The organism is Frigoribacterium sp. CFBP 8751, from assembly GCF_014841545.1.
Taxonomy (GTDB): Bacteria; Actinomycetota; Actinomycetes; order Actinomycetales; family Microbacteriaceae; genus Frigoribacterium.
The window spans coordinates 22,302-43,667 of record NZ_JACYUB010000005.1; the positions used below are offsets into that span (position 1 = coordinate 22,302).

The 21,366-nt window shown below is 69.3% G+C and carries 20 protein-coding genes and 1 pseudogene; 2 read left to right on the top strand and 19 right to left on the bottom strand.

The genetic code is table 11. From position 1 onward, the window contains the following. Positions 1-14: 14 nt before the first annotated feature. The 4 genes from hisH to IFT88_RS12655 form a co-directional block, all read right to left on the bottom strand. A complete protein-coding gene (gene hisH, locus IFT88_RS12640; RefSeq protein WP_043596699.1) occupies positions 15-653 on the bottom strand; it encodes an imidazole glycerol phosphate synthase subunit HisH in 639 nt (212 codons plus the stop codon). Beyond that, complete coding sequence (gene hisB / locus IFT88_RS12645; protein ID WP_342212160.1) at positions 650-1,267, bottom strand: imidazoleglycerol-phosphate dehydratase HisB; 618 nt, start codon at positions 1,265-1,267, stop codon at positions 650-652. Before hisB ends, hisH begins: the two co-directional genes overlap by 4 nt. Before the next feature lie 5 nt (positions 1,268-1,272). After that, positions 1,273-2,358 carry a histidinol-phosphate transaminase gene (locus IFT88_RS12650; protein WP_192121002.1) on the bottom strand — a complete coding sequence of 362 codons (1,086 nt, stop codon included), beginning with the start codon at positions 2,356-2,358 and terminating at the stop codon, positions 1,273-1,275. 101 nt (positions 2,359-2,459) lie between these two features. Then, a complete protein-coding gene (locus IFT88_RS12655) occupies positions 2,460-2,828 on the bottom strand; it encodes a LysM peptidoglycan-binding domain-containing protein (RefSeq protein WP_056227127.1) in 369 nt (122 codons plus the stop codon). A 272-nt stretch (positions 2,829-3,100) separates the two neighbouring features. Between IFT88_RS12655 and lexA the strand changes: the two genes are divergently transcribed. Further along, a complete protein-coding gene (gene lexA, locus IFT88_RS12660) occupies positions 3,101-3,814 on the top strand; it encodes a transcriptional repressor LexA (protein ID WP_192121004.1) in 714 nt (237 codons plus the stop codon). A gap of 49 nt (positions 3,815-3,863) precedes the next feature. On the opposite strand, the pseudogene hflX reads toward lexA, so the two are convergent. Next, positions 3,864-5,386 (bottom strand): annotated as a pseudogene (gene hflX / locus IFT88_RS12665) (GTPase HflX); the annotation flags it as partial. 76 nt (positions 5,387-5,462) lie between these two features. Here hflX and IFT88_RS12670 point away from each other — a divergent pair. Next, on the top strand, positions 5,463-6,083 hold the full coding sequence (locus IFT88_RS12670) for a class I SAM-dependent methyltransferase (protein WP_043596691.1): 621 nt from the start codon (positions 5,463-5,465) through the stop codon (positions 6,081-6,083). 42 nt (positions 6,084-6,125) lie between these two features. On the opposite strand, the gene dapF is transcribed toward IFT88_RS12670, so the two are convergent. The 14 genes from dapF to IFT88_RS12740 form a co-directional block, all read right to left on the bottom strand. Continuing rightward, positions 6,126-7,004 (bottom strand): diaminopimelate epimerase, encoded by an 879-nt coding sequence (gene dapF / locus IFT88_RS12675; RefSeq protein WP_043596689.1) that lies wholly within the window; start codon positions 7,002-7,004, stop codon positions 6,126-6,128. Further along, the gene (gene miaA, locus IFT88_RS12680; protein ID WP_043596687.1) at positions 7,001-7,912 is read right to left on the bottom strand and encodes a tRNA (adenosine(37)-N6)-dimethylallyltransferase MiaA; all 912 of its coding nucleotides are present in this window, start codon (positions 7,910-7,912) and stop codon (positions 7,001-7,003) included. The genes dapF and miaA overlap by 4 nt, the downstream gene beginning before the upstream one ends. Before the next feature lies 1 nt (position 7,913). Beyond that, positions 7,914-9,491 (bottom strand): tRNA (N6-isopentenyl adenosine(37)-C2)-methylthiotransferase MiaB, encoded by a 1,578-nt coding sequence (miaB, locus tag IFT88_RS12685; RefSeq protein WP_192121006.1) that lies wholly within the window; start codon positions 9,489-9,491, stop codon positions 7,914-7,916. A 37-nt stretch (positions 9,492-9,528) separates the two neighbouring features. Next, positions 9,529-9,951 (bottom strand): regulatory protein RecX, encoded by a 423-nt coding sequence (locus IFT88_RS12690; RefSeq protein WP_192121009.1) that lies wholly within the window; start codon positions 9,949-9,951, stop codon positions 9,529-9,531. 386 nt (positions 9,952-10,337) lie between these two features. Next, positions 10,338-11,399, bottom strand: a complete 1,062-nt coding sequence (recA, locus tag IFT88_RS12695; protein ID WP_043596683.1) for a recombinase RecA — start codon at positions 11,397-11,399, stop codon at positions 10,338-10,340. Positions 11,400-11,693: 294 nt separating this feature from the next. Beyond that, a complete protein-coding gene (locus IFT88_RS12700) occupies positions 11,694-11,918 on the bottom strand; it encodes a DUF3046 domain-containing protein (protein WP_043596682.1) in 225 nt (74 codons plus the stop codon). Positions 11,919-11,988: 70 nt separating this feature from the next. Next, the gene (locus tag IFT88_RS12705) at positions 11,989-12,297 is read right to left on the bottom strand and encodes a helix-turn-helix domain-containing protein (protein ID WP_043596680.1); all 309 of its coding nucleotides are present in this window, start codon (positions 12,295-12,297) and stop codon (positions 11,989-11,991) included. 149 nt (positions 12,298-12,446) lie between these two features. Beyond that, positions 12,447-12,938 carry a nicotinamide-nucleotide amidohydrolase family protein gene (locus tag IFT88_RS12710; RefSeq protein ID WP_192121016.1) on the bottom strand — a complete coding sequence of 164 codons (492 nt, stop codon included), beginning with the start codon at positions 12,936-12,938 and terminating at the stop codon, positions 12,447-12,449. Next, positions 12,935-13,588 carry a CDP-diacylglycerol--glycerol-3-phosphate 3-phosphatidyltransferase gene (gene pgsA, locus IFT88_RS12715; protein ID WP_192121018.1) on the bottom strand — a complete coding sequence of 218 codons (654 nt, stop codon included), beginning with the start codon at positions 13,586-13,588 and terminating at the stop codon, positions 12,935-12,937. Before pgsA ends, IFT88_RS12710 begins: the two co-directional genes overlap by 4 nt. Before the next feature lie 3 nt (positions 13,589-13,591). Beyond that, complete coding sequence (locus IFT88_RS12720; RefSeq protein ID WP_043596677.1) at positions 13,592-16,432, bottom strand: FtsK/SpoIIIE family DNA translocase; 2,841 nt, start codon at positions 16,430-16,432, stop codon at positions 13,592-13,594. 54 nt (positions 16,433-16,486) lie between these two features. Continuing rightward, positions 16,487-17,704 (bottom strand): ABC transporter permease, encoded by a 1,218-nt coding sequence (locus tag IFT88_RS12725; RefSeq protein WP_342212155.1) that lies wholly within the window; start codon positions 17,702-17,704, stop codon positions 16,487-16,489. After that, positions 17,701-18,462 (bottom strand): ABC transporter ATP-binding protein, encoded by a 762-nt coding sequence (locus IFT88_RS12730; RefSeq protein ID WP_192121020.1) that lies wholly within the window; start codon positions 18,460-18,462, stop codon positions 17,701-17,703. The genes IFT88_RS12725 and IFT88_RS12730 overlap by 4 nt, the downstream gene beginning before the upstream one ends. Further along, the gene (locus IFT88_RS12735) at positions 18,462-19,484 is read right to left on the bottom strand and encodes an efflux RND transporter periplasmic adaptor subunit (RefSeq protein WP_192121022.1); all 1,023 of its coding nucleotides are present in this window, start codon (positions 19,482-19,484) and stop codon (positions 18,462-18,464) included. The genes IFT88_RS12730 and IFT88_RS12735 overlap by 1 nt, the downstream gene beginning before the upstream one ends. A 192-nt stretch (positions 19,485-19,676) precedes the next feature. Then, entirely contained in the window at positions 19,677-21,353 is a 1,677-nt protein-coding gene (locus IFT88_RS12740) for a ribonuclease J (protein ID WP_043596674.1), read from the bottom strand. Positions 21,354-21,366: the final 13 nt, after the last annotated feature.

Below are 21,366 nucleotides of genomic sequence, written 5' to 3' on the forward strand. Positions count from 1 at the left end.
CGGTCGCGTCGGGGTCAGAGGGTGCCGAGCCAGTTCGAGAGCAACCGGATGCCCGGCTGCCCCGACTTCTCGGGGTGGAACTGCGTCGCCCAGAGCGGGCCGTTCTCGACGGCGGCGACGAAACGGCCGCCGTGGTCGGCCCAGGTCACGTGCGGCTCGGTGAAGGGACGGATCACGTCGAGGGACCACTCCTGCGCGGCGAACGAGTGGACGAAGTAGAACCGCTCGTCGGCCACACCGTCGAACAGCACACTGCCCTCGGGCACGTCGACGGTGTTCCAGCCCATGTGGGGCAGGACGTCGGCCTTCAGTTCGTCGACCACCCCGGGCCACGCCCCGAGGCCACCGGTGCTGTTGCCGCGTTCGACGCCGCCCTCGAAGAAGACCTGCATGCCGACGCAGATGCCCATGACCGGACGCCCGCCGGCCAACCGTCGGTCGATCAGCTCACCACCGCGAACGGACTCGAGCTGGCTCATGACGGCCGCGAAGGCGCCGACACCGGGGACGAAGAGGCCGTCGGCCGCCTGCACCCGGGCACGATCGGACGTGAGCTCGACGTCGGCACCCGCGAGCTCGAGGGCCTTGACGGCGGAGTGGACGTTGCCGCTGCCGTAGTCGAGGACGACGACGGAGGGACGGGCGCCGGTCACAGGGCGCCCTTCGTCGACGGGATGCCACTGACGCGAGGGTCGGGCTGGACGGCCTGACGGAGCGCCCGGGCGAACGCCTTGAACTCGGCCTCGGCGATGTGGTGCGGATCACGCCCGCCCAGCACACGGACGTGCACGGTGATGCCCGCGTGGAAGGTGATCGCCTCGAAGACGTGCCGGACCATCGAGCCGGTGAAGTGCCCGCCGATGAGGTGGTACTCGAAGCCGTCTGGCTCACCCGTGTGCACGAGGTACGGACGCCCCGACACGTCGACGACCGCCTGCACGAGGGCCTCGTCGAGCGGGACGAGCGCGTCACCGTAGCGCGAGATGCCCGATTTGTCGCCGAGCGCCTGCTTCAAGGCGGTGCCGAACGTGATGCCGATGTCTTCGACGGTGTGGTGGACGTCGATGTGCGTGTCGCCCTTGGCGGTGACCTCGAGGTCGATCAGGGAGTGCTTCGACAACGCCGTCAGGAGGTGGTCGAAGAACGGCACCGACGAGTCGACCGTCGATCGGCCCGAACCGTCGAGGTCGAGGGCGAGCGTGATGCTGGACTCGCTCGTCTCGCGCGAGAGGGAGGCGGTACGGGAGGCACGGGTCGTCTCGGTCACGTCGGTCACGAAGAGAGCCTAATGTCGCGGAGCGCCTCGAGGAACGCGGTGGTCTCGGCCTCGGTGCCCGCGCTGACCCTGAGGTGGTTCGGGATGCCGAGGTTGCGGACGATGACGCCCCGTTCGAGCAGACGCTCGAAGACGTCGGTCGGATCGTCGACCCCACCGAAGAGCACGAAGTTCGACCAGGTGGACCACGGCTCGTACCCGAGCTCGGTCAACTCGTGCACGATGCGGTCACGCTGGGCCTTGATGTCGTCGACCATGGCGAGCATCTCGCTCGCGTGCGAGAGCGCGGCGACGGCCGCCGCCTGCGTCAGGGACGAGAGGTGGTACGGGAGGCGCACGAGACGCAACGCGTCGGCCACGGCCGGGTGCGCGGCCAGGTAGCCGACCCGGGCACCGGCGAACGCGAACGCCTTGCTCATCGTGCGGGACACGACCAGCCGTTCGCGGCCCGCCAGGAGGGTCAGTGCCGTCGGCTGATCGGCCGGCATGAACTCGGCGTAGGCCTCGTCGACGAAGACGATGCCGTCCGTCGCGTCGTAGGCAGCCTCGATCGTGGCGAGGTCGAGAGGGGTGCCCGTGGGGTTGTTCGGTCCGCAGAAGAAGACGATGTCGGGACGGGTGCGCTCGATCTCGGAGACCGCGGTCTCGGGAGAGATGCGGAACCCCTCGTCACGACGCCCCTCGACCCACCGGCTGCCGGTGCCCGTGGCGATGATCGAGTGCATCGAATACGTGGGAGGGAACCCCAGGACCGAGCGGCCCGGGCCACCGAAGGCCTGGAGGAGCTGCTGGATGACCTCGTTGGAGCCGTTCGCCGCCCAGATGTTGTCGCGGGTCAGATCGTGCCCGAGGTAAGCCGCCAGCGAGTCGCGCAGCGTCGTGAACTCGCGATCGGGGTACCTGTTGACGTCGAGGACCGCCCGGGCCACCGACTCGACGATGTCACGTGCGACGTCTTCGGGAATGGGATGCGTGTTCTCGTTGACGTTGAGAGCGACCGGGACCTTCTTCTGGGGAGCGCCGTACGGCGTCAATCCCCGGAGATCGTCACGGATGGGCAGGTCGTCGAGACTGAAGGACACCCCACCATCGTACGGGCGGGCCGACGATGTGTCGGGGCTGTCGCCATCGCGGAGACACGATGCCTGAGGGCCGGACCGCCCACTTCGTCGGCGACGACGCGTCAGCGAGCGTACTGAGCGGGGACCGCGAGGCTCTGACCGGCGGAGACCTCGGCGCTCGGGAGGTTGTTGAGCGAGACGAGGTCGGCGATGACGTCGCGAGGATCGGCGTCGGGGTCGATCTCTGACGCGACCTGCCAGAGCGTCTCGCCACCGTCGACGGTCACGTGCTGGAACTCGGTGACACCAGTCGTGTCGGACGCGACCGCGCCGCCGCCGTTGAGGACGAGCGCGCCTGCCACGACGACGAGCGGGACCGCCACGAGCGCGGCGACGACCGCGCGGCCCCGCCGGGTGATGCGCAGACGCGTGCGCACGACTCGGGTCGAGTCGACGGGGGACGCAACTGCTGATGCTGAGGTGACGCTCATGAGGTGGTCCTTTCACCGTGGAAGACAGGGGACGAGTTCGTGCCCGGCACTCGGCCGGGAATGCCGGACACGAAGACGTGTTCCGAACATACATTCGATTGCCGGTGCTTTCAACCCCTGTGATGTGTGATCCCGGTCGAAATTGGTGGGGATCTGCGAGCGAGAACGCGACACACTCGAACATGTGTTTTGTCGACACCGCCTGATCGGATACGGTTTCGATCGGTGGTAGGAGTCAAACAGGGACCACCGACATCGACGGCAGGAGACCCATGAGCGACCCGAAGCGCATCCCGCAGGCGGCCCCCGACGCCCCCCGTCAGCTCGATCCCGGCGTCCTCCCCCGCAAGGAGTTGACGGCGAAGCAAGCGTCGATCCTCGCCGCCATCACCGAGAGCATCGGCCACCGCGGGTATCCCCCGAGCATGCGCGAGATCGGCGACGCCGTCGGCCTCAAGTCCCTGTCGAGCGTCACGCACCAGTTGAACCAGCTCGAACTCGCCGGCAAGATCCGCCGTGACCCGAACCGTCCCCGAGCCCTCGAGGTCCTCGTGGACGCGACGGCCCCGGCGGTGGCTCCGGCCACGGTCTTCGCGACGAGTGACGACGGCGACACGGCTCACGTCCCCATGGTGGGACGGATCGCCGCCGGCATCCCCATCACGGCGGAGCAGCAGATCGAGGACGTGATGCCCCTACCGCGTCAACTCGTCGGCAAGGGCGAACTGTTCATGTTGCGGGTGGTCGGCGACTCGATGATCGACGCGGCCATCTGCGACGGGGACTGGGTCGTCGTACGGCAGCAGCAGGACGCCGAGAACGGTGACATCGTCGCGGCCATGCTCGACGACGAAGCGACCGTCAAGGTGTTCCGCCAGCGAGACGGCCACACCTGGTTGCTTCCCCGCAACAGTGCGTTCGAGCCCATCGTCGGCGACCATGCACAGATCGTCGGCAAGGTCGTCGCCGTGTTGCGCTCCGTCTGATCCCCTGCCCGCGGTGGCGATCCGCCCCGGGGACGACGAAGCGCCGACNACGTACGGCGTCAGCCCGGCGACGTCGCTCGGGTACACACGGGCGTGGACCCGTGTGCCTTCTTCTTCGTAGTCGGTGCTGACGATGCGCCCTGAGTCGTGGAGGTGGGAGACGACGTCGCCCCGGTCGTACGGCACCAACAGGTCGAGCTCGATCTCGGGTTCGGGCAGGACGGCCGCGATGCGAGCCAGCAGCTCGTCGATTCCCTCGCCCGTCCGTGCCGAGACGAAGACCGCCGTCGGCTCGAGCCCGAGCAGGACGAGACGCTGGTCGTCGTCGACGAGGTCACTCTTGTTGTAGACGACGATCTCGGCGATGTCACGACCGTCGACTTCGGCGATGACGTCGCGGACGGTGGCGAGCTGTGCGGCAGGGTCGGGGTGCGACCCGTCGACGACGTGCACGATCACGTCGGACGCCTCGACCTCTTCGAGCGTCGACCGGAACGCCTCGACCAGCTGGTGCGGCAGGTTGCGCACGAATCCGACGGTGTCCGCGTACGTGAAGGGACGGCCGTCCGCCGTCACGCTCTTGCGGACCGTCGCGTCGAGGGTCGCGAACAGCGCGTTCTCGACCAGGACGCCCGCACTCGTCAACCGGTTCAGGAGACTGGACTTCCCGGCGTTCGTGTACCCGGCGATGGCGACGGTGGGCACCTCGTTTCGGTCACGGTTGGCCCGCTTGGCATCGCGGGCGGGCTTCATCTCTTTGATCTGCTTGCGGAGCCGGGCCATGCGGGTGTGGATGCGGCGCCGGTCGAGCTCGATCTTGGTCTCACCGGGCCCGCGGCTGCCCATGCCGGCACCCGCGCCTCCGACTTGCCCACCGGCCTGGCGCGACATCGACTCGCCCCAACCGCGGAGGCGCGGCAGGAGGTACTCGAGCTGGGCCAGTTCGACCTGCGCCTTTCCCTCGCGGCTCTTGGCGTGCTGGCTGAAGATGTCGAGGATCACGGCGGTGCGGTCGATGACCTTCACCTTGACCACGTCCTCGAGGGCGCGACGCTGGCTGGGGGCCAGTTCGGTGTCGGCGATGACGGTGTCGGCACCGAGCGCTGCGACCGTTCCCCGCAGCTCTTCGGCTTTGCCCTTGCCCAGGTACGTGCTCGGGTCGGGGTTCGGTCGTCGCTGCAGCAGCCCGTCGAGGACGACGGCGCCCGCCGTCTCGGCCAGGGCGGCGAGCTCACGCAGGGAGTTCTCGGCGTCGGACATCGAACCCTGCGAGTACACGCCGATGAGGACGACGTTCTCGAGGCGCAGTTGGCGGTACTCGACCTCGGTGACGTCCTGCAGTTCGGTCGAGAGGCCTGCGACGCGGCGGAGGGCCTGGCGATCGTCGCGCTCCGACTGGTCACCGTCGGAGCCGCTCCCGTCGTGAAGCGAGCGCGTCTGGATGGCCTGGGCGGGCGAGAAGACGGTGTAACCAGAGGCCCTCTGGGCCGCACGATCGAGGACGCGCGCGACGACGTCGTCGGGCTGGTCGTTCCGCTCGGAGTCGAGCGGTGTCGTGGTGTGGTCTGTCATCGGGGTGATACTAACCCTTTCGGTGTGCGGAGAGCAGGGAACGATGCCCCTGCGGATGTTCGGTAGGTTGGCGAGCATGGCCAGCGAGCACTACTTCTCACCCCAGCCCGGCAGCGCGGCCAAGCCCAGGACGATCGACGTCGTCCTCGCGGGGCGTGAGTTGACGCTCACCACGGCCGCGGGGGTCTTCAGCCCGGGCCGCGTGGACCCCGGCACCTCGGTGTTGCTGGCGGGCACGCCGACGCCGCCGAGGGCGGGCCATCTGCTGGACGTCGGGTGCGGCTGGGGCCCCATCACACTGAGCCTCGCGTTGTCGTCACCCGACGCGACGGTCTGGGCCGTCGACGTGAACGAGAGAGTGCTCGACCTCGTGCGCGAGAACGCGCGGTCGGTCGGCCTCGAGAACGTCAACGCCGTGACCCCCGACGGTGTTCCCGACGGCCTCCGCTTCGCGACGATCTGGTCGAACCCGCCGATCCGGGTCGGCAAGGCCGAACTGCACTCCCTGCTCGAACGGTGGCTCCCCCGCCTCGACGTGGGGTCGGACGCGTGGCTGGTCGTGCAGAAGAACTTGGGGGCCGACTCCCTCCAGCGCTGGATGAACGAGACCATGGCCGACGTCGTGGACGTGACCCGCGCCTCCACCAGCAAGGGATACCGGATCTTGCGCGCCGAGCGTCTCACCGACGCCGGCTGATCGGACTCTTCGCCGAGACCCGGACGCCGCGCCCGCCGAGGCTCAGAGCTCGAGCGCGCCGGTGAAGACCAGTTCGGCCGGCCCGCTGAGCGAGACGTGCTCGCCATCGGCGTGATGGCTGACCGACACGCCGACGACGCCGCCGGGAACCTCGACCAACCAGGCCTCGGGTGCCGAGGCTCCTGCCCAGTACCGCGTCGCCAGCGCGGCCGCTGCCGCTCCGGTGCCGCACGAGAGGGTCTCGCCACTGCCGCGTTCGTGGACGCGCATGCGGATGCGACCGAGCCCGTCGACCACGAGCGGATCGGCCGGGACCACGAATTCGACGTTCGCCCCGTCGGCCGGGGCCGGGTCGACGATCGGCACGTAGGTCAGGTCGAGACCGTCCAGTTCGTCGTCACCGGCGAGTGCGACCACCACATGGGGGTTGCCCACCGAGATCGGCAGCCCGGGGCGTGCGGCGTGCAACTCTCGCGCTCGGACGACCGGATCGTCGTCGCCGAGTCTCCACGGCCCCAGGTCGACGCGGAAACCCGTGCCGTCGCGACGCACCTCGCGCGCGCCGGCCCGCGTGCCGACGACGAGCACGTCGTCCTCGCCCAGCTGGACCAGCCCTCGCTCGAGGAGGTAGCGCGCGAAGACACGGATGCCGTTGCCGCACATCTCGGCAGGGCTGCCGTCGGCGTTGTGGTAGTCCATGAACCACTCGGCGCGCGGCTCGGTCTCGAGCAGGCCCGCCTCGGTGGACAACGCCGCCGTGCGGACCGCACGGATGACCCCGTCACCACCCACCCCGAACCTCCGGTCCGCCAGGGCCCGGATCATGGCGGGGTTCAGGTCGGTGCCCGCATCGGGATCGGTGAACAGGACGAAATCGTTGCCCGTGCCCTGCCCCTTGGTGAACTGCAGCGTGGTGGTCACCCCAGAATCCTAGCCACGGCCCGGTCGATCGCCTGGGCGTCGCCCGAGCGGGACCACTCGACGTCGTCGTACCGGCGGAACCAGCTCGCCTGGCGGCGGGCGTAGCGACGGGTGAGGGCCGCCGTGGCATCGATGGCGTCGCCCTCGCTGAGTTCGCCCCGGAGCTGCGCGACGGCCTGCGCGTAGCCGATCGCCCGACTCGCCGTGACCCCTCGCTCGAGCCCGAGAGGCAGCAGACGCCGTACCTCGTCGACGAGACCGTCTCGCCACATCTCGTGGACGCGTCGGTCGAGACGTTCGACGAGCACGGGTCGCTCCTCGGCCACACCGAAAACGCTCGACGGCCGCCACGGCGACGATTTCTCGGGCAGCGTTCCCGAGAGGGGGCGTCCGGTGAGGTCCCCGACCTCGAGCGCCCGGACGAGACGCCGGGCGTTGGAAGGCCCGATCGACGTCGCGGACGCCGGATCACGCTCTCGCAGCAACTCGTACAGTGCCCCTGCCCCTCGCTCGTCCGCGATCGCCTCGTAACCACTCCGGATCGCGGGGTCGGTGCCGGGGAACCGGAAGTCGAACAACACGCTCGAGACGTAGAGCCCGGACCCACCGACGAGGACCGGCACCGCCCCGCGCGCCACGATGCCGTCGATGAGACCCCTGGCTTCGCGCTGATACCACTCGACGCTCGCCTCGTCGGTGACGTCGAGGACGTCGAGGAGATGATGCGCTATGCCTCGCCGCTCGGTGAACGGCAGCTTGGCCGTACCGACGTCCATTCCTCGGTAGAGCTGCATGGCGTCCGCGTTGACGATCTCGACCGTCTCGCCCCGGGCCGACAGTGCCTCGGCGAGGTCCAGCGAGAAGGCGGACTTCCCTGTGCCGGTCGCCCCGACGATCGCGACCAGCACGTCAGCGGAGGTCGTCGGTCGTGCTGTAGATCGGTGTCGTCGCCACCCGCAGCGTGGGCAGACCGAGGCTCACCCTCGCCGGCCGGGTCGAGGAGGCGCGGGTCGCGTCGCCCCTGGACGGCACCCCGCACGAAGCGGCCTGCGCGGCGTCCCAGGCGTCGCCCGCGCGCGTGCGACGGACCTCGTAGAGGGACTTCGGCCCTTCAATCGCATCGGCGAGCAGGTAGAACGGTGCGGCGTCGGTGATCCTCACGCTGACGACGTCGCCGGGTCGCGGGACGGCACGACCCGTCGGTACCTCGAAGTGGACGAGACGGCTGTCTTCGGCACGACCCGAAAGACGGTGCGTGGAGACATCCTTCCGCCCCTCGCCGGTGGCCACGAGGACCTCGACGGGACGGCCGACCCGGAGACGGTTCTCTTCGGCCGAGATGCGGTCCTGCACCGCCGTCAAGCGCTCGAACCGTTCTTGGACGACGGCCTTCGGGATCTGCTCGGCCATGTCGCCCGCGGGCGTCCCGGGGCGCACCGAGTACTGGAACGTGAAGGCCGAGGCGAACCGGGACCGCTCGACGACCCGGAGGGTCTCGGCGAAATCGTCCTCGGTCTCGCCGGGGAATCCGACGATGATGTCGGTGCTGATGGCGGCGTCGGGCATGGCCACCCGCACACGGTCGATGATGCCGAGGAACTTCTCGCTGCGGTAGCTGCGCCGCATGGCCCGCAGCACCCGGTCGGACCCCGACTGCAGGGGCATGTGCAGCTGCGGCATCACGGCGGGCGTCTCGGCCATGGCGGCGATGACGTCGTCGGTGAAGGACGCCGGGTGCGGACTGGTGAAGCGCACCCGCTCGAGCCCGGGGATCGCCCCGACGGCCCGCAGCAACTTGCCGAAGGCGAACCGATCGCCGAACTCGACACCGTACGAGTTCACGTTCTGCCCGAGCAGCGTCACCTCGACGGCACCGTCGTCGACTAGCGCCTGGACCTCGGCGAGGATGTCGCCGGGTCGGCGGTCCTTCTCCTTGCCCCGAAGAGAGGGGACGATGCAGAAAGTACAGGTGTTGTTGCAGCCGACCGAGATCGAGACCCAACCGCTGTGTGTGGAGTCGCGCTTGGTCGGCAAGGTCGAAGGGAAGACGTCGAGCGCCTCGAGGATCTCCAGCTGAGCCTCGTCGTTGTGCCGCGCGCGTTCGAGCAGTGTCGGCAGGGCACCCATGTTGTGCGTACCGAAGACCACGTCGACCCACGGCGCCCTGTCGAGGATGACGTCTTTGTCTTTCTGAGCCAGGCACCCGCCGACGGCGATCTGCATGCCTTCGCGCTTCTTCTTCAGGCCGGCGAGGGTCCCCAGCGTGCCGTAGAGCTTCTTGTCGGCGTTCTCACGCACTGCGCAGGTGTTGATGACGACGATGTCGGCCTCCGCTCCGTCGGCGGCCACGTAGCCGGCCGCCTCGAGCGAACCACTCAACCGCTCGGAGTCGTGGACGTTCATCTGGCACCCGAAGGTACGGACCTCGTACGTGCGGGCCGGGCCGTCGACGGCCGAGGGGATGCGGGTGGTGGCGACCGTCGTCATGGTGACTCAGTGTAGATCGCCGCCACCCCCGAGCCGATCACTCGAAGCGGACGCCGCCGCGACCGCTGCCACCCCGGGGCAGGGCCTTCTCGACGGCACGGCGGACGACCTCGGAGCGGTACCCGCGGCGCATCAGATACCCGTTCAGGCGACGCTCGGCCGTCTCGCGGTCGAGCCCGCGCAGCGAACCGGCCCGTTTGCGAGCCCATTCGTCGGCACGTTCTTGCTCTTCGTCGTCGTCCGTGTCGGACAGGGCCTCGTCGATGATCGACGGGTCGATGCCGCGGGCGCGGAGTTCGGACGTGACAGCCCCGCGGCCCAGTCCCTTACGCTCTTGCTTCGACCGGACCAGGGTCGCGGCGAGTTCGCTGTCGTCGAGGAGACCCACCCGCTCGAGACGAGCGATCTCGTCGGCGACGACCGATTCGTCGAGGTCGCGAGAGCGGAGCAGCTTCTCCATCTCGAACGAGGACACACCACGGCGCGAGAGGGCATGCAGACTGACGTTCTCCGCCCGTCGCTGTTGCGCTTCTCGGTCCTCCGGCCCACCGTCGGACTGATCGTCGAACCCCGTCGCCTTGGGACGCCCGGCCGCGCCCGCCCGAGAACCTCGGGCAGACGGGTGGTCGGCCCCCGAAGCCAGCGGGGACGCGTCGCCCACCCAGTGGGCGCTGATGGCCGTCAGGACGGCTTCGGTACCGTGAGACGGGCCATCCGGGGCCACAGGGTCGACCCTCGCATCGGACGACGGCGATCCGGTCGAAGCACCGAAGAGGGGCGTGACCGGCGCGAGCCGCCTGTTGTCGTCAGTCGGACCCGCCCCTGTGGCGTCGTCGTCGCGCGACGTCATGCGCCCTTTCGAGCGGCGATCTTCGCCTCGATCGATTCGACGGGTGCCTCGACGGGCTTGGCACCGCCGACTCCGAGCTTGGCGAGGATCTTCTGCTCGATCTCTTGAGCGATGGCTGCGTTCTTGATGAGGAAGTTCCGCGAGTTCTCTTTGCCCTGACCGAGCTGGTCGCCGTCGTACGTGTACCAGGCACCCGACTTGCGGACGATGCCGTGCTCCACACCGAAGTCGATGAGGCTGCCCTCGCGCGAGATGCCCACACCGTAGAGGATGTCGAACTCGGCCTGCTTGAAGGGCGGCGCCATCTTGTTCTTGACGACCTTGACGCGAGTGCGGTTGCCGACCGCGTCGGTACCGTCCTTCAGGGTCTCGATGCGGCGGATGTCGAGACGCACGGACGCGTAGAACTTGAGCGCCTTTCCGCCGGCCGTCGTCTCAGGGCTACCGAAGAAGACACCGATCTTCTCGCGCAGCTGGTTGATGAAGATCATCGTGGTGCCGGTCTGGCTGAGTCCACCGGTCAACTTGCGCAACGCCTGAGACATGAGGCGAGCCTGCAGACCGACGTGTGAGTCGCCCATCTCGCCCTCGATCTCGGCACGCGGTACGAGGGCGGCGACCGAGTCGATGACGACGAGGTCGATCGACCCCGAACGGACCAGCATGTCGGCGATCTCGAGCGCCTGCTCGCCGGTGTCGGGCTGCGACACGAGCAGGGCGTCGATGTCGACGCCGAGTTTCTTGGCGTACTCGGGGTCGAGGGCGTGCTCGGCGTCGATGAAGGCGGCGATGCCGCCGTTGCGCTGCGCGTTGGCGATGGCATGCAGGGTCAGGGTCGTCTTACCCGACGACTCGGGACCGTAGATCTCGACGATGCGGCCACGGGGGATGCCACCGATGCCGAGAGCGACGTCGAGAGCGATCGAGCCGGTCGGGATCACCGCCACGGGAGCACGCTCGTCGCTGCCGAGGCGCATGACGGCGCCCTTGCCGAACTGTCGGTCGATCTGGGCGAGAGCCGTCTCGAGGGCCTTCTCGCGGTTTTCGGCTGAGGGCATGTCTTTCTCCTTCGTGGTGGTCGTCCGTGCGCCTGTAGGCTGTCGCGTCCACGTCGACCGGTGGTGCAGGGTCGTCGTCGCTACGACAAGGCTGGTGTCGCCGGCAGGTGCCGGTGACGCGGGACGTCGATGCGAGAAACGCTACGGGCCACCCCCGACATCGCGGTGGCGGTGACTGCCCGACGTGCAGAACTCGATCGTCGACGTCCCTGTGGAGGACGCTACCACCCGTCCGAACACGTGTTCGACCCATCGCCTCCGGCGTGTCGAACACACGCCCGAGCGAGCAGCGGCTCAGCTCGTCGGCTCGGGCAGCCCGACACCGTACCGACGGGACTCCGGGACGCCCTCGGCCTCGCAGAGTGCGAGCCACACGTCGCGGGGCGATTCCCCCTGCGCGATCGCCTGGTCGGCGGTCCTGTCACCGAGCGACTGGATGACGAGGTCCCGGGTGACCACCCGACCGTAGGCTTCTCCGAACTCGTCCTCGACGGCCCGGGCGAACTCGCTCTTGCGCATCAGACGAGGGTACCCTGGACGACGAACGCCCCCGGCGCGAGCCGGGGGCGTTCGTGGCGACGACGGATGGTCAGCGGACCGCGAGGTCGGAGTCGAACTCGGCGACGAGGTCGTCCGGAAGGGTGTCGGGGATCGGGTTGAGCCCCTCGATGACGGCCATGCGGTCACCGACCTCACGCATGATGACCGAGATGGGCGTCTCGAGGGCGTCCGCGACGGAAGCGAGGATCTCTGAGCTCGCTTCTTTCTGGCCCCGCTCGACCTCGCTCAGGTAGCCGAGGGCGACGCTGGCCTTGCTCGCGACCTGACGGAGCGTGCGACCCTTCTGCAGACGGAAGTCGCGAAGGACGTCGCCGATTTCTTGACGTACCAGGACCATGGGACCCTCCTTCGGGGACGACCCATCTGACGGGATGATTGCAGATGGGGGACGGCGGATGGTGCTCGGACCGACTGACCACGACTGTAGCCATCGGGGACTGTGCACCTGTTGTGAACTCGAGAGATGTAACGAGACCGAAACGCCGGCTATTCCCTCGTCTCGACCAGCCATCGATCGAGTGCTGTGAGGGATTCGGAGACCGTGGCGTTTCGGATGGCCTGCCGGTCGCCCGCGAGCGTGAGCTCGGCGACGCGGACGTCGCCAGGTACCGCCAGACCGACGAAGACCGTTCCGGGTGCGTGTCCGCCCTGGGGGTCGGGGCCGGCGACGCCGGTGGTCGCGAGACCGATGTCGGCCGGGTGGCCGCCCGTCGTCAGCCGGTCCCGTACCCCGACGGCCATGGACGCGGCCACGTCGGGATGCACCGGCCCGTGTCGTGCGAGCAGTCCTGCATCGACGCCGAGCAACGTGTGCTTGAGCTCCGTCTGGTAAGCGACCACCCCTCCCAGGACGACGGCCGAGGCCCCGGGCACGGACACGAGCTCGGCGACCAGGGCGCCGCCGGTCAGGGACTCGGCGACGGCGACCGTGAGACCCCTGCTCGTCAACTCGGCCACGAGGTCGGCAGCCGTGGTCACGCGGCGGCCCGCCCGTGCCTCATCGCGACGCGCATGTAGTCCGCCCCGGAGACGAGGGTGGCGACCGTTGCCGCGGTCATCAGCACGCCGTTGACCCAGTGCATGCCTTCGCCGACGACGTTCCAGAGGGGGAAGAGTGCCAGGGTGACCGCGGCCGCTTGCAGCACCGTCTTGACCTTGCCGCCGCGGGACGCCGGGATCACACGATCACGCAGCACGGCGAAACGGTAGACGGTGATGCCGACCTCGCGGACGAGGATGAGAGCGGTGACCCACCACGGCAGCTCGCCCAGGATCGTGAGCGAGACGAGCGCTCCGCCGATCAACACCTTGTCGGCTATCGGATCGACGATCTTGCCGAAGTCGGTCACGAGGTCGAGGCCACGGGCCAGCATGCCGTCGAGGCTGTCGGTCAGGATCGCCACGACGAACAACACAGCAGCCCAGACACGGAGCGAACCATCCGCCCCGTCGTCGATCAGCAACCAGGCGATGAACAACGGGGCCATGAGGATGCGGACGACCGTGATGACGTTCGCGATGTTGGCGGTGCTGGCCGGCCCGGGCCCTTTCGAGGCCACCCGTCCGTGGAACGAGAAGGCCGAACGCGGGGCGGGCGGGCGGGCGGCGGCGTCGTCGTCGTGGCTCATGCTCTACTCCCTGCCCGTCAGGTGCCAGGCGTCTTCGCTTCCGGCGTCGTCGTCTTCCGCGTACCCACGGGTCATGGCCTCGACCGGGTCGCCGTCGTAGTCTCCGGCGTCGCCCCGCGAGGCGGAGGCCGAACCCGAGGAGGTGCGACCGGCGCCGGTCTCGGGGGCCGCGTCACCGCCGCGCAGCTTCGCGAGCACGCCGGGGAGCTGCTCGGTCGTGACGAGCACGTCGCGAGCCTTCGACCCTTCGGACGGACCGACGATGTCGCGCGATTCCATGAGGTCCATGAGGCGGCCCGCCTTGGCGAACCCGACGCGCAGCTTGCGTTGGAGCATCGACGTCGAACCGAACTGTGTGCTGACCACGAGCTCGGCCGCCGCGAGGAGCAGCTCGAGATCGTCACCGATGTCACCGTCGATCTCGCGCTTCTCGACCACCGCGGCGACGTCGGGACGATAGTCGGGACGCGCCTGGCGGGTGACGTGGGCCACGACCTGGGCGATCTCGTTCTCTTGCACCCAGGCGCCCTGGACGCGCATGGCCTTTGAGGCACCCATGGGGAGGAACAGCCCGTCACCCTGACCGATGAGCTTGTCGGCCCCGGGCTGGTCGAGGATCACCCGCGAGTCGGTGACGCTCGAGACGGCGAACGCGAACCGGGAGGGGACGTTCGCCTTGATGAGTCCGGTCACGACGTCGACCGAGGGGCGTTGCGTGGCGAGGACCAGGTGAATTCCGGAGGCACGGGCGAGCTGGGTGATGCGGACGATGCTGTCCTCGACGTCGCGCGGAGCCACCATCATGAGGTCGGCCAGCTCGTCGACGACCACGAGGAGGTAGGGGTACGGCTTGAGCTTGCGCTGACTGCCGGCGGGGAGGACGATCTCGCCGCCGACGACGGCACGGTTGAAGTCGTCGATGTGTCGGAAGCCGAAGCTGGCGAGGTCGTCGTACCTCATGTCCATCTCTTTGACGACCCATTGCAAGGCCTCGGCGGCCTTCTTGGGGTTCGTGATGATGGGCGTGATCAGGTGCGGCACGCCGGCGTAGATCGAGAGCTCGACCCGCTTGGGGTCGATCAGCACCATGCGGACGTCGGTCGGCTTCGCGCGCATCAACAACGAGGTGATCATCGAGTTGATGAAGCTGGACTTGCCCGACCCGGTGGCGCCGGCCACGAGGAGGTGCGGCATCTTGGCCAGGTTGGCCACGACGTAGCCCCCCTCGACGTCCTTGCCGACGCCGATGGTCAGCGGGTGGACGCTCTTGCTCGCCGCTGAGGACCGCAGGACGTCGCCGAGGGCGACGATCTCTTTGTCGGTGTTGGGGATCTCGACGCCGATCGCGCTCTTGCCGGGGATCGGGGACAGGATGCGTACCTCGTTGGAGGCCACCGCGTAGGCGAGGTTCTTGGTCAGGGCGGTGACCCGCTCGACCTTGACGCCGGGGCCGAGTTCGATCTCGTAACGCGTGACGGTCGGACCGCGCTTGAGGCCGGTCACCTTGGCGTCGACGTTGAACTGGTCGAGCACTTGGCTGATGGCGGCCACGATCGCGTCGTTCGCCTCGCTGCGCGCCTTCGCGGGCTCGCCCACCGACAGACTCGAGGCGGCCGGGAGACGATACGGGGCGCTCTCGGCACCGTCGTCGACCTCGTCGAGAGAGGGCGGTGCAGCCTCGTCGGGGTCGACCGCCAGGAAGTCGGCCGCTGCGTCGCTCTCGCCGACGGGCTCGGACGGAACGACCGGGAGCACCGTGGTCGCCGCGGTGGGCTGAACGGACGGGACGTCGAACCCCTGGGCACGGACGGCGTCCTCTGCCCGATCGAGATCGCCGAGGAGGTCGGCGGAGAAGACGTCGGTCGGAGCCGTCGTCGGCGCGGCGGCCCCTGCCGCACCCGCCGCGGCAGCACTGCCCCCGTCGTCCACGCCCGGCTCGAAGACGGGCTTCTTCCGTCGACGGCGCCCGAGCGTGTCGGTGGAGGAGGACTCGTCCGGTTTCACCAGCGGGGTGTCGTACGCGGGGTCGTCCTCGCGCTGATCCTTGTTCCGCCGCCACCAGGGCAGCGACTCGGACTCGGCCAGGTCGACGAGGTCGGGATCACCGTCGGCCCCGGCCGCCGCCGAGGTCGTCTCACCGAAGAGGTAGGAGTAGAGCTCGCCGAGCCGACGGTGGATGCGGTTCGGCGGGGTCTTGGTGATGATCAGCAGCGAGAACGCCAGCAGGACGACCACCAGAGGGACCGCGACCCATTCGGTGGCGAGGGCCACGAGCCAGGAGGCGACGACCCAGCCCAGCACGCCACCACCCGTGGCGAGGGCGCGGAGCCCTGCTGCGGCTTCGGGCTGCCCGCCGAAGATGTGGCACAGCGCACTGATCGAGACGATCGAGAGGCCGAGTCCGATGCCGATGCGCGTGTTGTCGTGAACGGATGCCGGGTGACGGAAGAGCCAGCCCGCGAAGAGGACCATGATGACCGGCAGGGCGTAGGCGACGCGTCCCACGAGCCCGCCGAACGTGTAGGCGTCGAATCCGATCGCGACGGGGCTGGTCGGGTTCAGCCACTCGACGACCGCCCCGGCGATCGCGAGCAGGACGAGCAGGAAGGGCACGCCGTCCCGTCGCTCGTCTTTCGCCAAGGACTCCTTGCCCAGGAGCCGGAACGCGCCGCCGGTCAGGTGTGCGAGCCCCATCCATGCCGCGACGAACGGCCCCGGACCCTCGCGGACCGGGTCGGGCTGGCGGGGTGCGGGCAGTTTCTTGGTCGCCTTCGTGGCGCCGGAGGTCTGCGACGCTCGCGACGACGAGCGCGCGCGCGCGGTCGACTTGGTGGGCGTGGCCATGGGCTCCAAGGTACCTCTCAGCACCGACAGCGGCCGCAGGTGCTCCGGTGTGTGTCAGTAGCGGATGGCGTCGATCACTTTGACACGGATCGCCACGAGAGCCGGCAGCAGACCGGCCACCGCCCCGATGGCCGTTGCCGATGCCAGGCCGATCAGCGCCGCCTCGACAGGGAACGGGGGGAGATCGCTGACGGCGCCCTGGGCGATGTAACCCTGCACCGTCGGGTTCTCGACGACGAGGACGGCCACCATGACGCCCGCGGCGCCCGCCACGACCGTGCCGACGACGCTCTCGAGCATGACCGAGAAGAAGACCCGGGGAGCCGTGGCCCCGAAGGACCGACGCACGCCGATCTCGCGGATGCGCTGACGGACCGTCACGAGCGCGATGTTGACGAGGCCGAGACCGCCGAGGAGCAACACCAGCACGCCGACCCCCGTGATGATCAGCTTGATGGGACCGAAGGGGTCGGCGTCGCCGCCGGCGGCGTAGTCCTGTCGTGACACGTCGACCTGCACGTCGTCGCCGAGGCTCGCCCCCATGTCGGACGCCACCTGAGCGCTCAGGGCATCGCTGGTCTCGGGCGGCAGCCACATCTCGTACTGCGGGGTCTCGGCGCCGTAGCTCGCCAGGGCGAGGTCGTAGTCGGTGATCGGCAGCAGGTACATCTGCGGGCCGTCGTACTCGGTCGCCGCCGAGACTCCGGTGACGACGAGCGTCGCCGAGTCCGACCCCCGGACCAGCAAGGTCGGATGCGACGACAACGGCGGGGAGCCGAGCTGCCGCCAGAGCACCTCGTTGACGATGACGGGCGGCGCGAGACGTGACGCGTCCCCGTCCGTGAACCACGACCCCTCCGTCATGACGACCCGGTGCATCTCGCCGTAGGGGACGTCGACCGTGACGGCCCCGACCTCGGTCACACCGTCCGGCAGCTGGACGGCTCGATTGCCGTACACGACGCGGCTGGTCTGCTCGATCCCGTAGCGTGCCGTCGTCGTGGCGAAGGCGTCCGCGATCGCCTCGGTGCTCGGCGACGTGGCGCCGTCGGAATAGGCGTTGACGTAGTAGTTCGCGGGACGGCCACCGAACCGCTCGGCGTTCTCGCGGGAGGACTGCTCGGCGAGCCCGCCGAGGGCGACCACGCCGGTCAGGGCCGCGACGGCGACGGCCACCCCGATCAGGCTGAGCAGCACGCGGAGCTTGTTGACGCGCAGTTCGGCCCAGGCCTCGGCGACGGCCCCCACCACGTCGGCCACCACACGCCTCACGCGTCGACCTCGTCGCGGGGGGACGACGTCGACGCGACGGGCGACGACGTCGGCGTCGGTGTCCGGAGAGCTCCGTCGGCCGATGCCGAGAGGACACCCTCGTCGAGCCGGTAATGCCTCGAGGCGCGCGCGGCGACCGCGAGATCGTGGGTGATCGTCACCAGGGCCGCCTCGTTCTCGGTCGCGATGCCGTCGAGCAGCGTCATCACCCCCGCGCCCGTCTCGACGTCGAGCGCACCGGTCGGTTCGTCGGCGAGGATGACGCGCGGCCGGCGGACGAGCGAGCGGGCGATCGCCACGCGCTGCTGTTCGCCGCCCGACAGGCGATGGGGCATGGAGTCGGCCCGGTGACCGAGACCCACGCGCTCCAGCATCTCGCCCGCGATGGACCGCCGACGCCAGAACTCGGCACCCGACGAGTAGAGCAGCGGGGTCATGACGTTCTCGAGTGCCGTGCGCCCTTGCAGCAGGTTGAACTGCTGGAAGATGAACCCGACCTGGGCGCCCCTCAGCCGATCGCGCCGACCGCGCCGGATCGCGCGCACGTCGACGTCGTCGAACCAGTGCGTCCCCGTGGTGGGCTCGTCGATGAGACCGAGGATGTTGAGCAACGTCGACTTGCCCGACCCCGAACGCCCCACGATGCTGACGTGCTCGCCCGCGTCCACCTCGAGGTCGACGCCCGTCAGGATGTCCAGTGTCCGGTCATCGGCGAGCGGCACCGTCTTGGTGACCGCCTCGAGCCTGATCAGGGCCATCAGCTGCAGAGGTCCGCGCCCGTGGCGGGGTCGACGCAGTCACCCTGCGGCGCCGCAGCGGCGCCCGGGACGAACTCGAGCACCAGGTCGCCCTCGGCCAGGCCGCCGGTGACCTCGACGATCGTGCCGTCGTTGATGCCGAGCGTGATGTCGCGCTTCTCGGTGGAGCCGTCCGCTCCGACGACCGAGACGACGCCCTTGCCCGCCGCGCCCTCCACAGCCGTGAGGGGCACGGTCAGGACGTCCGTGGCGACACCGGCAGGGATGGTCAGCCTGGCGGCGAGTCCGCTGAACACGGTGACGTCGCCCGGCACGACGCAGGAGACGCTCTGTCCCGACGAGTCCCCCGTCGGCGCACCGGCCTCCCCGCCGTCGTCCGGCCCCGCGGACGACGAGGTGCTCCCCCCGACGGTGAGCGCCGTGCACGGGAACGGCGCCGGCCCCCCGGTGATGGCGACGGACCCCTCGGCCGGCCGACTGACCAGACGGTACAGCTGGTCCGCGGCGAGTGATCCCGTCACGTGGAACGTCGGAGGCGCGACCTGCGCGACCGCGTCACCCACGACGACCGTCTGGTCCTTGATCACGGCGACCGACGTGATCGTCCCGGCCACCGGTGACGTGATGACGGCCGTCTTGACGATCGGCTTGCGCTCGGTCACGGTGCCGTCGGCGGCCACGAGGGGCTCTTGTGGCGTCTCGGACCGGAGTGTCGCGAGCCGGTCGCCCGCGGCGACCGCCTGCCCCTTGACGACGTCGACGCCGGTGACCGTGCCCGCGAGCGTCGCGGGCACGGGAGCCGCCGGGTCGGCGACCACGGTCGCGTCGACGGACACGTCGTTGGTGATCGTGCCGACGGCCACCGCGATCTGCGGCTCGACGAGCTCGCCGGTCGGGACGGCGACGGTGTCGTCACCGGCAGCCGGGGCCGCGAAGAACGCGAGCTTGACGAGTGCCGCCGCGATGGCGACGAAGATCAGGATGCGCAGGATCGGGAAGACCCAGACTTTGGCGATGCGCACGGCTACCCCCGGTCGATGTACTGACGTGTCAGACGTCACCGTAGCGAGGCCAGGCGCGTCACCGCCTCACCCCGGAGGATGATCGGGAGCATGAGATCTCCTCCGCGGGGATCGGGGCGGCCCGGGACCGGCCCCGGGGACGACGACGGCCCGCCGGGTCTCCCCCGCGGGCCGTCGTCGTGAACTCGTGGCTCAGGCGCTGATGACCACCGGCACGATCATCGGACGACGACGGTGCTGCGTGTTCACCCACCGGCCGACCGTGCGACGCACGACCTGGCTGAAGGCGTGCGTGTCTCGTGTGCCGTTCTCGGCGGCCTCGGTGAGGGCTGCGATGATCTTCGGCTTGACGTCGTCGAACACCCGTTCGTCTTCGGCGAAGCCGCGCGACTGGATCTCGGGCCCGACGACGACACGGCCCGTCGACGCGTCCATGGCGATGAAGACCGAGATGAAGCCTTCTTCGCTCAGGATGCGGCGGTCCTTCAGATCGGCGTCGGTGATCTCGCCGACGGTCGAGCCGTCGACGTAGACGTAGCCGATGTCGAGCTGGCCGACGACCTCGGCGACGCCGTCGCGCAGGTCGACGACGATGCCGTCCTCGCCGAGGATGGTGTTCTTCTGCGGCACACCGGTCCGGACCGCCAGCGCCGCGTTGGCGTAGAGGTGACGGTGCTCGCCGTGGACCGGCATGACGTTCTTCGGTCGCAGGATGTTGTAGCAGTACAGCAGCTCGCCGGCGGAGGCGTGCCCCGAGACGTGCACCTTGGCGTTGCCCTTGTGGACGACCTTGGCCCCGAGCTTCGTGAGGCCGTCGATGACGCGGTAGACCGCGTTCTCGTTGCCGGGGATCAGGCTCGACGCGAGGATGATCGTGTCGTCCGCGCCGATCTCGATCTGGTGCTCGAGGTTCGCCATGCGGGCGAGGACGGCCATCGGCTCGCCCTGCGACCCGGTGCTCATGTAGACGATGCGGTCGTCGGGAAGGTCCTTCGCCTTCTTGGCGTCGATCAGGACGCCGTCCGGCACCTTGAGGTAGCCCAGGTCGGCGGCGATGCCCATGTTGCGCACCATCGAGCGCCCCATGAAGGCGACACGGCGGCCGTTGGCGTGGGCCGCGTCGAGCACCTGCTGGACGCGGTGCACGTGGCTCGAGAAGCTCGCGACGACCACGCGGCGGGGAGCCCGGCGGATCACGTCGTCGAGCACGGGCCCGATGTCCCGCTCGAGCGCGGTGAACCCGGGCACGTCGGCGTTCGTCGAGTCGGGCAGGAACAGGTCGACGCCCTCTTCACCGAGGCGGGCGAACGCCCGCAGGTCGGTGATGCGGTCGTCGAGCGGCAGCTGGTCCATCTTGAAGTCGCCGGTGTGGAGCACGGTGCCCGCCGAGGTGCGGATGGCGACCGCGAGGGCGTCCGGGATCGAGTGGTTGACCGCGATGAACTCGAGGTCGTACGGCCCGAGCGACTCACGCCCGCCCTCTTTGACGGCGAGGGTGTACGGCGTGATGCGGTGCTCTTTGAGCTTCGCCTCGATCAGCGCGAGCGTCAGCTGCGAGCCGATGAGCGGGATGTCCTTACGGAGGCGCAGCAGGTAGGGCACGGCACCGATGTGGTCCTCGTGCCCGTGCGTGAGCACGACGGCCAGGATGTCGTCGAGGCGATCGCGGATGGGCGAGAAGTCGGGAAGGATCAGGTCGACTCCGGGCTGGTGCTCTTCGGGGAAGAGCACGCCGCAGTCGACGATCAGCAGCTTGCCGTCGATCTCGTAGACCGTCATGTTGCGGCCGATCTCGCCGAGACCGCCGACGGGGATCACGCGGAGCGTGCCCTTGGCGAGTTCTCGGGGAGCGTGAATTGTCGTGGGCATCTGTTCCTTCGGT